At 62.9% G+C, this 14,804-nt stretch carries 17 protein-coding genes; 3 read left to right on the top strand and 14 right to left on the bottom strand.

Annotated features, from left to right (window positions below; genetic code table 11):
• Positions 1 to 59: 59 nt before the first annotated feature.
• The 3 genes from NKI41_RS19350 to NKI41_RS19340 all read right to left on the bottom strand — a co-directional run bounded on the left by NKI41_RS19350 (position 60) and on the right by NKI41_RS19340 (position 2,064).
• Positions 60 to 323, bottom strand: a complete 264-nt coding sequence (locus tag NKI41_RS19350; protein WP_352471079.1) for a hypothetical protein — start codon at positions 321 to 323, stop codon at positions 60 to 62.
• Between the two features lie 223 nt (positions 324 to 546).
• On the bottom strand, positions 547 to 1,362 hold the full coding sequence (locus NKI41_RS19345; RefSeq protein ID WP_023677728.1) for a CDP-alcohol phosphatidyltransferase family protein: 816 nt from the start codon (positions 1,360 to 1,362) through the stop codon (positions 547 to 549).
• 3 nt (positions 1,363 to 1,365) lie between these two features.
• Positions 1,366 to 2,064: a phosphatidylserine decarboxylase gene (locus NKI41_RS19340; protein ID WP_352471078.1), complete on the bottom strand. Its 699-nt coding sequence runs from the start codon at positions 2,062 to 2,064 to the stop codon at positions 1,366 to 1,368.
• Positions 2,065 to 2,327: 263 nt separating this feature from the next.
• On the opposite strand from NKI41_RS19340, the gene NKI41_RS19335 reads away from it, so the two are divergent.
• Positions 2,328 to 3,194: an SMP-30/gluconolactonase/LRE family protein gene (locus NKI41_RS19335; protein ID WP_352540792.1), complete on the top strand. Its 867-nt coding sequence runs from the start codon at positions 2,328 to 2,330 to the stop codon at positions 3,192 to 3,194.
• A gap of 5 nt (positions 3,195 to 3,199) precedes the next feature.
• Here NKI41_RS19335 and NKI41_RS19330 read toward each other — a convergent pair whose 3' ends face one another.
• From NKI41_RS19330 to NKI41_RS19315, 4 genes are all read right to left on the bottom strand, one after another.
• Positions 3,200 to 3,547: an antibiotic biosynthesis monooxygenase gene (locus NKI41_RS19330; protein WP_352471114.1), complete on the bottom strand. Its 348-nt coding sequence runs from the start codon at positions 3,545 to 3,547 to the stop codon at positions 3,200 to 3,202.
• Between the two features lie 89 nt (positions 3,548 to 3,636).
• Positions 3,637 to 5,523 carry an ABCB family ABC transporter ATP-binding protein/permease gene (locus tag NKI41_RS19325; protein WP_352684586.1) on the bottom strand — a complete coding sequence of 629 codons (1,887 nt, stop codon included), beginning with the start codon at positions 5,521 to 5,523 and terminating at the stop codon, positions 3,637 to 3,639.
• A gap of 19 nt (positions 5,524 to 5,542) precedes the next feature.
• Positions 5,543 to 5,914 (bottom strand): ArsR/SmtB family transcription factor, encoded by a 372-nt coding sequence (locus NKI41_RS19320; protein ID WP_352684584.1) that lies wholly within the window; start codon positions 5,912 to 5,914, stop codon positions 5,543 to 5,545.
• Between the two features lie 60 nt (positions 5,915 to 5,974).
• Complete coding sequence (locus tag NKI41_RS19315) at positions 5,975 to 7,480, bottom strand: LysM peptidoglycan-binding domain-containing protein (protein WP_352684582.1); 1,506 nt, start codon at positions 7,478 to 7,480, stop codon at positions 5,975 to 5,977.
• A gap of 114 nt (positions 7,481 to 7,594) precedes the next feature.
• Here NKI41_RS19315 and NKI41_RS19310 point away from each other — a divergent pair, with 114 nt between their 5' ends.
• Positions 7,595 to 8,206, top strand: coding sequence for an LOG family protein (locus NKI41_RS19310; protein ID WP_352471073.1), 612 nt, complete (start codon positions 7,595 to 7,597; stop codon positions 8,204 to 8,206).
• 80 nt (positions 8,207 to 8,286) lie between these two features.
• On the opposite strand, the gene NKI41_RS19305 is transcribed toward NKI41_RS19310, so the two are convergent.
• The gene (locus NKI41_RS19305; protein ID WP_352684580.1) at positions 8,287 to 9,192 is read right to left on the bottom strand and encodes a LysR family transcriptional regulator; all 906 of its coding nucleotides are present in this window, start codon (positions 9,190 to 9,192) and stop codon (positions 8,287 to 8,289) included.
• A 100-nt stretch (positions 9,193 to 9,292) separates the two neighbouring features.
• Here NKI41_RS19305 and NKI41_RS19300 point away from each other — a divergent pair, with 100 nt between their 5' ends.
• Positions 9,293 to 9,583: a muconolactone Delta-isomerase family protein gene (locus NKI41_RS19300; protein WP_352569658.1), complete on the top strand. Its 291-nt coding sequence runs from the start codon at positions 9,293 to 9,295 to the stop codon at positions 9,581 to 9,583.
• A 55-nt stretch (positions 9,584 to 9,638) separates the two neighbouring features.
• Here the strand turns inward: NKI41_RS19300 and rarD are convergent, their stop codons facing one another.
• The 6 genes from rarD to NKI41_RS19270 form a co-directional block, all read right to left on the bottom strand.
• Entirely contained in the window at positions 9,639 to 10,571 is a 933-nt protein-coding gene (gene rarD / locus NKI41_RS19295) for an EamA family transporter RarD (protein WP_352684578.1), read from the bottom strand.
• Positions 10,572 to 10,721: 150 nt separating this feature from the next.
• Positions 10,722 to 11,261 (bottom strand): hypothetical protein, encoded by a 540-nt coding sequence (locus NKI41_RS19290; RefSeq protein ID WP_352684576.1) that lies wholly within the window; start codon positions 11,259 to 11,261, stop codon positions 10,722 to 10,724.
• Positions 11,262 to 11,264: 3 nt separating this feature from the next.
• Positions 11,265 to 12,887, bottom strand: a complete 1,623-nt coding sequence (gene cimA / locus NKI41_RS19285) for a citramalate synthase (RefSeq protein ID WP_352684574.1) — start codon at positions 12,885 to 12,887, stop codon at positions 11,265 to 11,267.
• Positions 12,884 to 13,840, bottom strand: a complete 957-nt coding sequence (pip, locus tag NKI41_RS19280) for a prolyl aminopeptidase (RefSeq protein WP_352684572.1) — start codon at positions 13,838 to 13,840, stop codon at positions 12,884 to 12,886. The genes cimA and pip overlap by 4 nt, the downstream gene beginning before the upstream one ends.
• A complete protein-coding gene (locus tag NKI41_RS19275; protein ID WP_352448982.1) occupies positions 13,837 to 14,313 on the bottom strand; it encodes a GFA family protein in 477 nt (158 codons plus the stop codon). The genes pip and NKI41_RS19275 overlap by 4 nt, the downstream gene beginning before the upstream one ends.
• Positions 14,310 to 14,801: a GFA family protein gene (locus tag NKI41_RS19270; RefSeq protein WP_023677742.1), complete on the bottom strand. Its 492-nt coding sequence runs from the start codon at positions 14,799 to 14,801 to the stop codon at positions 14,310 to 14,312. Before NKI41_RS19270 ends, NKI41_RS19275 begins: the two co-directional genes overlap by 4 nt.
• Positions 14,802 to 14,804 lie beyond the last annotated feature (3 nt).

Here is a 14,804-nt window from a genome sequence, read left to right as displayed (position 1 = left end):
ATTCTTGTTTTTATGCATGTCGTTATCGCAAAACCGCTGCACACTTTTGCGCGAATGCATTAGAGGACTACCACCGACAACAGCAGAATGACGCCGACGGCCATCATCAGCAGGCCCGGCCAGTTCTGCGACAGGCCGAGAAAACGGAGCCCGCGTCGTCGCGGCTCCAGAGTCGGACCTGGTGTTGCGAGATTGGGCGTCGGACTGTCCGGCGCGGTGGAGACAGCGGCCGGCTCACTAAGCCGCCCGCGCATGATGGCCGCAATAGCCATATACACGAGGCCGGCGACAGTCAGTAACGCGCCGATGAGGATGACAGCCATTTCTCCTCGTTTTCCGATGGTTCTGCGCCCGATGCGGCAGCTGCGCTACGTTGACGACGTATCACGAGCAGCCGCTCAGGCGGACCTACCAACACAAACGGTCTAGCCGCCCAGCAAGTTCCGAAAACGGGGTTTTTGAGGTGCGTTCCACAGCGCCGCGTGCTCTGCGAGCCTTTTTGGAATCATGCACTGCCAGGCGCAACGCGAACTGGCACCAAATCCGTCAGCCAATATCCGAGGACGGCACCTTCTCGCCTTCGCGCTTGGCGCGTCTCGAATAGGCCCGCACGCTGAACGGCAAGAAGACCAGATAGCCGGCAACCGAGGCCGTCAGCGTATACCAGGGATAGGTCATCAAAAGCAGGACGTAGAGGACGACTGCGAGGATGATCGGCAGCACCCTGTCGCCCGGTATCCTGACGCTCTTGCCGGAATAGACGGGCAGTCTGCTGACCAGCAGGAACGCCACCAATATTGTAAAGCCGGTGGCAATGAAGGCTGCCAGGCGGCTGGGTTCAAGCCCAAGCCTGAGGAAGAACAGATAGAGCGGCAGCATTACAAGCACCGCACCCGCCGGCGCCGGCACGCCGACGAAATATTCGGTTTGCCACTGCGGACGGTCGAGCTCTTCGTCGAGCACGTTGAAACGGGCAAGCCTCATCCCACAGGCGATGGTGAACAGCAGCGCGGCGATCCAGCCCGGCGAACCTGCCCTGTCGAGCAGAAAGGCATAGAGCACCAGCGCCGGTGCCACGCCGAAATTGACGATATCGGCCAGCGAATCCATCTGGGCGCCGAATTTGGAAGTCGCCTTCAGCATTCGCGCTAGACGGCCGTCGATACCATCGAGGAAGGCGGCGAGCAGCACCATCACCACCGCTGGCTCGAAGCGGCCCTCGAAGCCGAAGCGAATACCGGACAGGCCGGCGCAGATGGCAAGCACCGTGACCAGATTGGGCAGCACCATGCGCATCGGGATTTCGCGAATGCGCGGGCCACCGCCGCCATGCGCCTCGAATTTCTTGAACGGCGGCGCCACCGGTCAGGAGACCCGCACGAGCGGCGTTGCGGCAACGCCGCCGAATTCCGCCAGCACCGTCTCACCGCCAACCGCGGTCTGGCCGACGGCGACACGCGGCGTCGCGGTCGAGGGCAGGAATACATCGACGCGCGAGCCAAAGCGGATCAGCCCGAAGCGCTGGCCGGTGCCGATGGCGCCGCCGGGCTCGGCCCAGCAGACGATGCGCCGCGCCACCAGGCCGGCAATCTGCACCGCGGCGACCGTTCCATTGGGGCTTTCGATGACCAGCCCGTTGCGCTCGTTCTCGGTGCTTGCCTTGTCGAGCTCGGCGTTGAGGAATTTTCCTGGTCGATGCTCGATCCTGGAAATGCGGCCACGCACCGGCGAGCGGTTAACGTGGCAGGAAAAGACGTTCATGAATACCGAGATGCGGGTCATTTCGCCGCCGCCGAGGCCAAGCTCGCGCGGCGGCACGGCCGGGCCAACCGCCGAGACGATGCCGTCGGCCGGGCTGACAACCAGCCGGTCGTCGATCGGCGTGACGCGCTCGGGATCGCGGAAGAAATAGGCGCACCAGGCCGTCAGGATGAGACCGATCCAGAACAGGGTCGAGGAGAAATAGCCAAGAAAGAGCGTCGCCGTGCCGAACGCAGCGATAAAGGGATAACCCTCGCGGTGGATCGGAACGAACGCATTCTTGATCGTGTCAACGAGGCTCATGGGATGAGGGCAACCTTGGTTCCAAGTCCGGCCTCAATAGCGGAAACACCCCGCGGTCGCAACGCGACAATGAGAGCGCTCGGGGGTGGCGGTCACCGCCGTTTCAGGATGCCGTTAGCAGCATCCGGACTGCCGAAGTGATCAACCGGAAATGTTCATTGCGATTGTCGGAACGCAGCACTCTCGCCCGTCCTTGGCAAGACGGCGCCTCTCATCGGCCTTTCGGCCATGACGATTTGCGCAAACCCGGAGGTTCTCGGCCCATGCAGAAATCAGCAGCTAGGCAAGTGCAAGTGGTGATGAACGGCTTGGCCTTCGGCGAGTCACCGCGCTGGCACGACGGCCGGCTGTGGCTCTGCAACTGGGGCACGGGCCAGATCATCGCCGTTGACGCCCTAGGCAACAGCGAGATCGTGCTCACCGTGCCGGCCACCCTGCCCTATTCCATTGACTGGCTGCCGGACGGGCGCCTGCTTGTCGTGTCCGGCCGCGAAGGGCTGATCCTCAGGCAGGAGGCAGACGGGACATTGGTCACCCATGCCGATCTGAGACAACTATCAAAGAGCCCCTGGAACGAGATGGTGGTCGATGGGCGCGGCAACATATACGTCAATGGCGGTGGGCCTGCTCCGGCCCTCGGCCAGCATTTCGGTCCCGGCACCATCGTGCAAGTTGCACCGGATGGCTCGGTTCAGCAGGTGGCTGAGAACCTCGCGTTCGCCAATGGCATGGCGGTGACGCCCGACAACAAGACGCTGGTCGTTGCCGAGTCCCACGCCAACCGGCTGACCGCCTTCGACATCGCTGCCGATGGTGGCCTTTCCAACCGCAGGATCTGGGCCAATCTCGGCAACGGTTTTCCCGACGGCATCTGCCTCGATGCCGAAGGTGCGGCCTGGTATGCCGACGTTCCGAACCGGCATTGCGTGCGGGTGCGCGAGGGCGGCGCGATGCTCGAAAGCGTCGATGTCGACCGCGGCTGCTTTGCCTGCATGCTCGGCGGCAGCGAGGGAAAAACGCTGTTCATCGTCGCCGCCGAATGGCGCGGCTTCGAACATATGATCAGCGATGCCCGTACCGGCCAAGTGCTCAGCGTCGACGCTACTGCGCCGGGCGCCGGCTGGCCGTAGAGAACTTACATCCCGGGAATCCGCTGATAGTTGGCAATATCGGCCTTGACGCCAAGTCGCGAAATGGTCTCCTGAGGATTGAAGCCGCTGCGCTCATGCGCAGCCTTGATGATCGGCACGACCTTGTCGACGGCGGCCTGCCCTTCCCATTCGACAATGGTCACGAGGTTGAACTCGCCCGGCCCCGAGAATTGCTCGAGCAGGAAATCCTGGACGAACCCTTGCTGCTGGCGCAGCAATTCATGCGTCATCCGGACCTTGGCAAGAATCTCCTCGCGGGCGTTGGCCGGAACGACAAACTTGTCCACCCGGAATACGCTGCCGCCAGTACCTGCCTGATTTATCCCATTCATATCGATTGTCTCCGTTTTTGAACGACGCATTTTGCTGCGATCCAAAACGGCCTACGATCTCAACTTAAGTTGAGGTCAAGCACGAATTTTCAGCTCACCTCCGAGGTGCGGCGGCGGACGACGACGCCGAACTCGTCGCTTTCGCGGGCAATGCGCAGCCGCTCCTCGGCCTCGCTTGCCTCGCGCTGGCGGTCCCACATCGATGCATAAAGGCCGCGCTTGGCTATCAAGGCGACATGGGTGCCGCGCTCGGCGATCTGGCCATCCTGCAGGACGATGATCTCGTCGGCCGAAATCACTGTGGACAGCCGATGGGCGATGACGAGGGTGGTGCGGCCCTGGCTGACCAGGTCGAGTGCCGCCTGGATCTCCTGCTCGGTGTGGCTGTCCAGTGCCGAGGTCGCCTCGTCGAGCATCAGGATCGGCGGTGCCTTCAAAATGGTGCGGGCAATCGCCACCCGCTGCTTCTCGCCGCCGGACAGTTTTAATCCGCGCTCGCCGACCATTGAGCGATAGCCGTCGGGCAGCCGCTCGATGAACGGTCCGATCTGGGCCAATTCTGCCGCCTTGCGCACATCCTCCTCGCTCGCGCCGACGCGGCCGTAGCGGATGTTGTAGGCGATGGTGTCGTTAAACAGCACCGTGTCCTGCGGCACCATGCCGATGGCAGCGCGCAAGCTCTCCTGCGTCACGTCGCGAATGTCCTGGCCGTCGATCAGAATCTTGCCGCGCTGGATGTCATAGAAGCGAAACAAGAGCCGCGAAATGGTCGACTTGCCGGCTCCGGAGGGGCCGACGATGGCCACCGTCTTGCCAGCTGGCACCTCGAAGCTGATGCCCTTCAGGATCTTGCGGTTGGGGTCGTAGGAAAAATGTACGTCGCGGAACTCGACCCTGCCGGCATCGACGACCAGCGGCTTGGCGCCCGGCCGATCGACGATCTCACGCTTGACGTCGAGCAGATCGAACATGTTTTCGATGTCGGTCAGGCCCTGGCGAATTTCGCGGTAGATCATGCCGATGAAATTCAGCGGCACCGAAAGCTGCATGAGCATGGCGTTGACGAAGACGAAATCGCCGACGCTCTGTGTGCCCGCCTTCACCTCGAGCGCCGACATCACCATGACGACGGTCATGCCGATGCCGAAGATCACACCTTGGCCGAAGTTCAGCCAGCCAAGCGAGGTCCAGGTCCTGGTCGCCGCCAACTCGTAGCGCGCCGTGGACCGGTCGAACCGCTCGGCCTCCATGGCTTCGTTATTGAAATATTTGACTGTTTCGTAGTTGAGCAGCGAGTCGATCGCCTTCGTGCTGGCTTCATTGTCGCTTTCGTTCATCTCACGGCGGATCGAAATACGCCAATCGCTCGCCCTGACGGTGAACCAGACATAGAGCCAGACCGTGACCGCGATCACCAAGACGTATAGCCAGCCATAGGTGACGGCGAAGATGCCGGCGGTGAGCGCGAATTCGACGATTGTCGGCGCCGTCGCCAGCATGGTGAAGCGGACGATCGTCTCGATGCCCTTGGTGCCGCGCTCGATTACGCGCGACAGTCCGCCGGTGCGCCGTTCGAGGTGGAAGCGCAGCGACAGTTCGTGCATGTGCACGAAGGTGCGGAAGGCGAGCCGGCGCACCGCGTGCTGGCCGACCCGTGCAAACAGGGCATCGCGTAACTGGTTGAAGCCGAGCTGCACCAGCCGTACGGAATTGTAGGCGACGACCAGCATGACCGGCGCCAGCAGCAGGGCCGGCAGCGGCGGCGGCGATTTGCTATCGCCGGCCAGTGCGTCGGTCGCCCATTTGAAGAAATAGGGTCCGGCCACCAGGGTCAGCTTGGCGACAACCAGCAGTACGGTGGCCCATACCACCCGGGCCCTCAGGTCCGCGCGGTCGGCCGGCCACATATAGGGCCAGAGATTGCGCAACGTTCTGAAGGTCGAGCCGGAATCTGCGGAAACGGTTTTCTCGGCCATTCTTGTTTACCTTATGATTTTAGCGGCCGGAGCAGCAGGAATCGACCAGCGCGGCCAGCGATGCCGAAACATCGGCGAGCGCGGCGCGGTCGAGCTCATAGCGGGAGCGCTGGCGGTCAGGCTCGAAGCGGATCAGCCCGGCCTCGACCAGGATCTTCAAATGCTGGGAAACGGTGGACTGCGCCAGGTCGAGATGTTCGACGACCTCGCGACAGCAGCAGGAACGGGTTGCGGAAAGGTGTTTGAGAATTTCGATCCGCGCTGGATGCGAAAGGGCCGCGAGCCGGACAGCGACGGCGCGGCTATCCGGCATGCAGTTGGCCGGCCAGTTGGCCGGCGGGCGTTCATCTGCCGCGCGGCTTCGGTCCGTTACGAGGGGGGATTCGGTCATCGTCCATCGGCGATAAACGATGACTGGCCCTGCCGCAAGCTATCCTGATGGGCAGAACGGCTATTCGGCCTTGACTGGCGCCGTCGTCATCTGGTCGCCCATTGCCTTGAGATCGGCGGGCTCGCCTTCCTTCGATTTCTCCGGCACCTTGAACACCTGCCCCGGCCAGATTCGGTTCGGATTGCTGATCTGGTCCTGGTTGGCGAGATAGATGGTCGAGTAGCGCATGCCCTGGCCATAGACCCGCCGCGAAATCCGCCACAGCGTGTCATGGCGGCGGATGATGACTGCGCCATCGGCATGTTCGAGCTTTGGCGCCACGGTCTCGGGCGTTTCGCCCGGAGGCGTTGCGACAGCCGTTTCGGCCGGGGCCTCGGTTGCAGGAGTGGGGGCAGTTGCGGGCGTTTCGGTGACCGTTGCCGGTGCGCCTTCGGTCGCCGGAGCATTCGGCTCGGCTGGTTTGATCCCGGCGGGCTTCTGCTCGGCCGGCGCCACGGCCGCAACCGCCTCACCAGGCTCGCGCTCGAACGGCACAGCCGCACGGGCAACCACCGTCACGCCGTCGGCATCGAGCGCATCGACGTGGATGGTGTAGGTGCCGACCGGGATGTCGCGTGTCGCTTCGACCAGGAAGTGGCGGTCGGGCGAGGTCTTCGCGTCACCGAGCAGGATATCGTTGGCATACGCACGCACCTTGCGGCCGGGATCGGCGACGCCGGCAACGAAAATCTTGTTGCCGTCGATTTCGACAGCTTCGACGACGATCTTCCGCTCCGCCGCGGAAGTAGCGGGCGCTGCCGGTGTGGCGGGCGCTGCCGGAGCCGGCGCGGCTTCAACAGCGGCCGGCGCGGCAGGAGCAGACGCTGCTGGAACATCAGCCGCCGGGGCGGCTGGCGCCGGCGCTGCGGCAGCCGGCAATTCGGTGCCCGTGGCGGGTGGCTGAACGGCCGCCTGTTCGCCGACAGGCGGCGAGGCGTCAGATTTCGCCTGAGGGGCCGGAACAGTGAGCAGTTCGGACGGCTTGCCCGGCTCCTCGACCATTGCCAGCACCTGGCCGGTGGAATTCTGGGGGATCGAAACGACCGCGGTCTGCGCCGAGGCGGTCACGACATTGCCAGCCGTCGAGCGCAGCGTGATCGTGTAGTCGCCGGGCTTCAGCGGATCGTCGAGAATAATGGCAAAGGCGCCGTCGGGACCGGCGACCGTCGAGCCGAGCACAGCCGAACCGTTGAGAATCTCGACCTTGGCGTTGGGCGCCGCATTGCCGGCGACGACGATCGAGCCGTTGCTTTCGACGCGCACGATGTCGAAGGTCGGCACGATTGCACCTGCTGTGGCCGGCGCGGCGGGCGCTGCCGCATCGGTGGACGCGGCAGACGCAGGCGGCAGCCGGTCCTCGGTCGCCGGAGCGGCCGGTTTCGAAGCCGGCGGCGTCAGCGCCGCGACCTCCGCAGGCCGGGTAGAATTGAGATACGGGTCGAGTGCGCCCGATACATAGGCGGTTCCCGCTGCTGCGACAGAGCCGCCAGCCGCGAACAAAAACGCCTTCAATGGATTAATTGCCATGTTTCCCTGCCCCTTAGCCACCTAATTTCGGTCTAGCCTGTTTTGCCAAAGCCGACAAGAAAAAGCCCGCCCCGGGGCTTGACCATGCCTATAGTCCCTATCACCAATCATAACATGAACACGATTCGATCTGTCTGCGTCTATTGCGGCTCGTCCCCGGGCCGAGATGAGACCTATATCAAGGCCGGACACCTGCTTGGCCGCTCGATCGGCAAGTCCGGCCTGCGTCTGATTTATGGCGGCGGCACTAAAGGGATCATGGGTGCCGTCGCTGAAGGGGCATTAAAGGCCGGTGGCAAGGTAACCGGCATAATTCCACGCTTTCTGATCAACCGGGAGGCGACCGAAACCGCGCTTAACCGGCTCGACGAGCTCGTCATCACCGACAACATGCACGAGCGCAAGCACAGGATGTTTGAGAAATCCGACGCCTTTGTGGCGTTGCCCGGCGGCATCGGCACGGTCGAGGAGATCGTCGAGATCATGACTTGGGCGCAGCTCGGCCATCACCGCAAGCCGATCGTCTTCGGCAACGTCGGAGGGTTCTGGGATCCGATGCTGGCGTTGCTCGACCACATGGCAACGGAGGGCTTCATCCACACGGCGCAACGGGTCAAGCCGCTGGTGGTCGAGGATCCGGAAGCAATCGTCGCCGCTATCATGGTGGCGGGATCCTCCGTCGATGCACCGACGGAGGGTGTGCAGTCGGTGATTGATAAGATGTAGAGTGAATGGTGAATGGTGAATGGTGAATGGTGAAGTAGAAGACTTTCCAAACCGGCGCCTGTCCATTCACTATTCACTATTCACTCCTTGCCTACTGCCTTCCTCAAGTCTCCGATGACCGCACGCTTGTCCTGACGCCGCCAGGCGAGATGGATCGAGACGGTGCGTTCAAACCACGGCAGATCGCGAAACACGGTCTGAGGCGGCGCGGCACTCCGCAGGCTGGCCTGCACCGTCGCCAGCCCAAGCCCGGCGCTGACCAGGCCCAACGACGTCAACGGATCGGTCGTCTCATAGGCAATGTCGGGCAGGAAGCCCGCCTTCGCGCAGGCGGCGAGAAATTGGCTGCGGTTGGTGTCGTCAGGCTGGCGCACCACCGTGATCCAGGTGCGTCCGTCCAGTTGCTGCGGCAGTATCTCCGCGATTTCTGCCAATGGATCGCCTTCCGGCATCGCCAGAACCAGCGGCTCGCGCATAATGAGCATGGCGGCGATGTCGGGATCGTCGGCAGGAGGAGGCGTGTAGACGAGGCCCAGATCGAGCGATCGTTCGCGCAGCGCTTCGATCTGGGCGGCGGAACGCTGACCCTTAAGTTGAAGATGAAATTCGGGCCGGTCGCGGCGAAACTGGCGCAGCATCCGAGCGACAAGCCCGGCATGGACCGCACCTTCCACATAACCGATGGCGAGACGGCCGACCGTACCGCTGGCGAGATTGCGGCTGAGCTCCTCCAGCCGTCTTGCATGGGCCAGCAGCGCACGCGCCTCGGCAAGAAAAGCGCGGCCCTCGGCATTGAGATGAACACGCTGCCTCGCCCTCTCGAACAGTGCGACGCCCAGCTGCTCCTCCAGCTGAATGATCTGACGGCTGAGCGGCGACTGCGAGATGTGCAGCAATTCGGCGGCACGCCCGACGTTGCCGGTTTCGGCCACCGTGATGAAATAGCGAAGCTGGCGCAGGTCGAACATTGTTGCTTCGATGCTCAAGTCCCGTGAGGTCTCAAATTTAGCCTAATCAGTCTTGGACTGTCTGGCCAGCAGAAGCGAATATTTCCGCCATTCCAACGGCCAACATCAGGAGATTCCGATGCAGTTCTTTGCCCTTCTTGCGCGCAACACCGAAAAGTTCACCGACGCCGATTTCGCGCCGCTGCTGCCTGGCGAGGCCGAGCAGCGCCGCACGCTCTATGCCGAAGGCGCCGTGCGTCAGGTGTGGAATCGGGGCGACATTCCCGGCAGCGGCATGATGTTCGAAGCCGGCAGCGATGTCGATGTGCGCCACCATCTTGCAACTTTACCGCTGGTCAAGGCCGGCATGATGGATATTGCCGCCGTCGTGCCGCTGCAGCCATATCCCGGCTTCGGGCCGAAGCGCTGAGCGCTCGTGAAAGACGCGGCTGCCGGCATTAAGACCGGCCAGCCGCCTTTCTTCGTTACGCGGCTCGAGCTGATGCGGAAACGGTCTTGCGCGCCGAAGAAAACATCGACCAGGAGTACATCGCCAGTGCCGCCCAGATCAGCCCGAAGGCTATGGCCTGAACACTGCCGAAAGGTTCGCCGAAAATCAGCACCGCGATCAAAAAGACGATCGTCGGCGCGATATATTGCATGATGCCGATGGTGGAGAGGCGCAGCAGCCTGGCGCCGAACGCAAACAACAGCAGAGGCACGGCGGTGACCGGACCGCAGCCGATCAGCAAGGCGGTGTCGTTCAGCGAGCTCGAGACGAAATGATCCTGTCCTGTGGCGATCAGGAAGATGATGTAGCCGAGTGCCGGCACCGACAGCAGCAGCACTTCAAGCAGGAAGCCCTGGCTCGGGCCGATTGGCAGCGTCTTGCGGAAGAAGCCATAGGCGGCAAAGGAAAAGGCCAGCACCAGCGACACCCAGGGCAGTTTGCCAGCGTCGATGGTCAGCACCGCGACCGCGATTGCCGCCAGCACCACCGCCGCGATCTGCAGACGGTCGAGCCGCTCGCCGAGGAGCAGCGCGCCGACAACGACGCTGACCAGCGGGTTGATGTAATAGCCGAGCGCGGTCTCGATGGTGCGGTCGACCGCGATCGCCCAGACATAGATGCCCCAGTTGACCGAGATCAGCGCCGCCGTCAGCACCGCCATCGAAATGATGCGCGGCGAACGAACTGCCGCTTTGAAATCGGCAGTGCGACCGGCCCAGACCAGGACAGCGGCCGCGATCGGCACCGACCAGACGATGCGGTGGGCGATAACTTCGGCCAGCGGCAGATGCGCGACAGCCTTCATGTAGAAGGGCAGCAGCCCCCAAAGCAGGTAGGCGCCGAGCGCCAGCAGGAAGCCGCGACAAGCTTTGGTGTCGGCCTCGATGTGAAGTGCTTGGGTAGTCATGGCCCAAGGCTATGCGCCAGCGGCTTGCCCAAAACCATCGCAAATTGCTGATGGATCAATGGAGTCTTGCTGATGGTTCAACACGACCGCTAAACGTCGAACAATTGCCGCTGTCTGCGAGAGTGATTGCAGGCCCGGCACGACACGGTCTCAAGGCGGAGCAGGCTTCTCCTTGAGTTCGAAAAAGACGTTGTCGGGCGAACCTTCATCGTGCCTAAAGCCCGTCAGTTCCGCCGCAAGATCGAGGGGAAGGTCAAAAACAAGATCGACCTCTGTACCTTTGCTATCTTCTTCATCCTGCTTTGAAAAACACTGTTGCTTCAGCGCTTCGAAAGACGCAGGGAGATCACCCGTGACATGCAAGTCCCGCACGGTCTTGTCGCCGCTGCGCCAGACTTTCCAGATGTTCCTTCCGTCGCGCCAGAGCTCGGCGCGCGCGAACATTACATGCTCCTCTATGTGCGCGATCACGATTTCCCGCTCTTGCGAAATCGCGGCCAGATATTGCTGAGGCGGGTTCGGAAAGCTGCAGGGATCGAGGATGATGATCGCCCAGTTCTTTTCGCTGGCATAGGCGTTCACAGGCGCTTCGAAAATCTCCGATGGATCGCCAATCTCGCGTCCGAACAACGCCGCAGCTTCCTTTATCCCGTAACCGCGAAAGCCCAGCCAACTTATCGAAAAGCCCATTTCTTACTCCGCCGCCGCCAAGCCCGCCATGTCGCGGTTCTTCATCAGCTTATAGACGATCGAATCCATCAGCGCCTGGAAGGAAGCATCGATGATGTTTTCGGAGACGCCGACCGTCCACCAGCGCGCACCGGTGCCGTCATGCGATTCAATCAGCACGCGGGTGATCGCCTCGGTGCCGCCGTTGAGGATACGCACCTTGAAGTCGGCCAGTTCGAGATCGGCGATCTCGCTCTGGAATTTGCCGAGATCCTTGCGCAGCGCAATGTCGAGCGCGTTGACCGGGCCGTGGCCTTCGGCCACCGACATCTTCTCCTCGCCCTCGACCAGCACTTTCACGATCGCCTCCGAGACCGTCTTCAGCTGGCCGTTGGCGTCGAACCGGCGCTCGACCATGCAGCGGAAAGAAGTGACGCGGAAGAATTCCGGCAGGCCGTGCAGCATCTTGCGCGCCAAAAGCTCAAAGCTGGCGTCGGCACCTTCGTAGGCATAGCCCTCGGCCTCGCGCTCCTTGACCACGGCGATCAGCGCGTCGAGGCGATGGTCGTCCCGGGGCATGTCGATGCCACGCCGTTTCAGCTCAGCCAGGAAATTGGCCTTGCCGCCCTGGTCCGAAACCATGACGCGGCGGCGGTTGCCGACGGTCTCTGGCGGCACATGCTCGTAGGTCGCCGGCTCCTTTGCCAGCGCCGAGGCATGGATGCCGGCCTTGGTAGCAAAAGCGGAGGCGCCGACATAGGGCGCCTGCGCTTCGGGCGCACGGTTCAGCAACTCGTCGAAGGCGCGGGACAGGCGCGATATACCGGTCAACGCCTCTGCCGAAATGCCTGTAGCAAAGCGGCGGGAAAAGGCCGGCTTCAACGCCAATGTCGGCACGATCGAGATCAGGTTGGCGTTGCCGCAGCGCTCGCCGATGCCATTCAGCGTGCCCTGGATCTGGCGGACGCCGGCCTCCACGGCGGCAAGCGAATTCGCCACCGCCTGGCCGGTGTCGTCATGGGCGTGGATGCCGAGATGGTCGCCCGGTATGCCAGTGGCGATCACCTTTTCGACGATGGCGCGCACCTCGGAGGGCTGCGTGCCGCCATTGGTGTCGCACAGCACCACCCAGCGCGCGCCGGCATCGTAGGCCGTCCTGGCGCAGGCCAGCGCATAATCGGGGTTGGCCTTGAAGCCGTCGAAGAAATGCTCGCAGTCGACCATCGCCTCCTTGCCGGCAGTGAGCGCCGCCTCGACCGAGGCCTTGATCGCCTCGAGGTTCTCCTCATTGGTGCAGCCGAGCGCGACGCGGACATGGTAGTCCCAACTCTTGGCGACGAAGCAGATGGCGTCCGACTTCGACTGGACCAGCGCGCCAAGCCCAGGATCGTTCGAGATCGACACTCCTGCCCGTTTGGTCATGCCAAAGGCAACGAACTTGGCATCGGCCGTGCGACGCTCGGCAAAGAAGGCGGTGTCGGTTGGATTGGCGCCGGGGTAGCCACCCTCGACGTAGTCGATGCCGAACTCGTCGAGCAGCTTGGCGATGGCGATCTTGTCCTCAACGGAGAAGTCGATACCCGGCGTCTGCTGACCATCGCGCAGCGTGGTGTCGAACAGATAAAGGCGCTCGCGAGCCATGGTCATTTCCCGGCAAACATGTCCGTTGCGCGGATCAGCCTGTCGAGGATGCCCGGCTCCGAATAGGCGTGGCCGGCGCCTTCGATCAGATGGAAATCCGCTTTCGGCCACGCCTTGTGCAGCGCCCAGGCGTAGCGCGCCGGGCACGGCATGTCGTAGCGGCCGTGAACGATGGTACCCGGGATATCCTTAAGCTTCCATGCATCGCGCAGCAGCTGTCCCTCTTCCAGCCAGCCGGCATGGACGAAATAGTGGTTCTCGATGCGGGCGAAAGCCAAGGCATAATCATCCTGGCCGAAGGGACCGCTGGTTTCCGGTTCCGGCAGCAGCGTGATCGTCTCGCCCTCCCACAGGCTCCAGGCGCGGGCGGCCTCGACCTGCGCCACAGGATCGCTGCCGACCAGCCGTTTGCGGTAGGCGGCCATCATGTCGCCGCGCTCGGCCTCCGGGATCGGCGCCAGAAACCGCTCCCACTTGTCGGGGAACATCTCCGACACGCCGAACTGGTAGTACCATTCGAGTTCGGCGCGGGTCAGCGTGTAGATGCCGCGCACGACCAGTTCGCTGACCCGCTCGGGGTGGGTCTCGGCAAAGGCCAGCGCCAGCGTCGAACCCCACGAACCGCCGAACACCAGCCATTTGTCGAAGCCGCACATTTTTCGCAGACGCTCGATGTCGGCGACCAGGTGCCAGGTGGTGTTGGCTTCAAGCGAGGCATTAGGCGTCGATTTTCCGCAGCCGCGCTGGTCGAACAGGATGACATCGTACAGCTTCGGATCGAACAGCCGCCGGTGCTTTGGCGAAATGGTGCCGCCCGGCCCGCCATGCAGGAAGACAGCCGGCTTGGCCCCTCTGGTGCCGGAGCGCTCCCAATAGACCTGATGGCCATCGCCAACGTCGAGCATGCCGGACTCGAAAGCCTCGATCTCGGGATAGAGGGTACGGAATTCGCTGCTCATAATTTCAGGCCCTGCTGCGGCCAGTTGGCCGTCTCGTGATCGGGATGCTGGAAGGAGATGATGGATTCCTGTCGCGCGTAGAAATCCGGGTCGTCATGGATCGGCGCGTCGAAGATCGTCTCGACCCAAGGCAGCCTGGCGGCGTAGTTAACCTGGATCTGCGGCGCCAGATCGGAACGGTCGTCGAAGGCGCCGATGGCGATCTCCAGCGCGCCGGGCTGGCGGTAGGTCAGCGGTGTGCCGCAGCGGGCGCAGAAGCCGCGATCGATGTTGACCGACGACTGAAAGTAACTCGGCTCCTCGCGCACCCATTCGACGCCGTCGCTCGGCACTGTCACCAGCGCGCCGAAAAACGACCCGAACTGTTTCTGGCACATGCGGCAATGACAAATGGACGGGCGGCCGAGCGCCCCGTGGATGCGAAAGCGCACGGCGCCGCACTGGCAGCCGCCGGTACGAACGGTTTCGGTCATGATTTTTCCTCCGGCGGCCATTGTTCGGTGTCGTGGTCGGGATGTTGGTAGGAGACGAGATCGGCGAGATAGGAGGCCGACGAGACGTCGGCCATCGTTTCCTCACCTGGCAATTCGTGGACGTGATCCACGTACGGGAGCTTGGCTTCGACACCCCATTGGATGGTCGGCGCAATCTCCTCGGGGTGGTCGAATGTGGCGATGGCGAGGGCCACCCCGTCGGGCGCTTCGAAGGTCAGCGGCGTGCCGCATTCGGCACAGAAACCGCGCAAAGCCGCGTTGGACGAGCGGAAGCGTTTGGGCTCACCGCGCGTCCAGTCCAGCCTTGCGCCGCGCACCGAGACCAGCGGCAGGTAGAAATTGCCGCTCGCCTTCTGGCACATGCGGCAATGGCATACGGAAGCATCGCCGAGAGCTCCTTCGACGCGGAAGCGCACCGCGCCGCACTGGCAGCCGCCTGTATAGACTGGTCTGTTGTCGAGGCTCATCGC

Source organism: Mesorhizobium sp. M0601 (assembly GCF_040320845.1).
Taxonomy (GTDB): domain Bacteria; phylum Pseudomonadota; class Alphaproteobacteria; order Rhizobiales; family Rhizobiaceae; genus Mesorhizobium.
The sequence above is the reverse complement of the archived record's forward strand: the minus strand, read 5'-3'. Positions and strand labels throughout refer to the sequence as shown.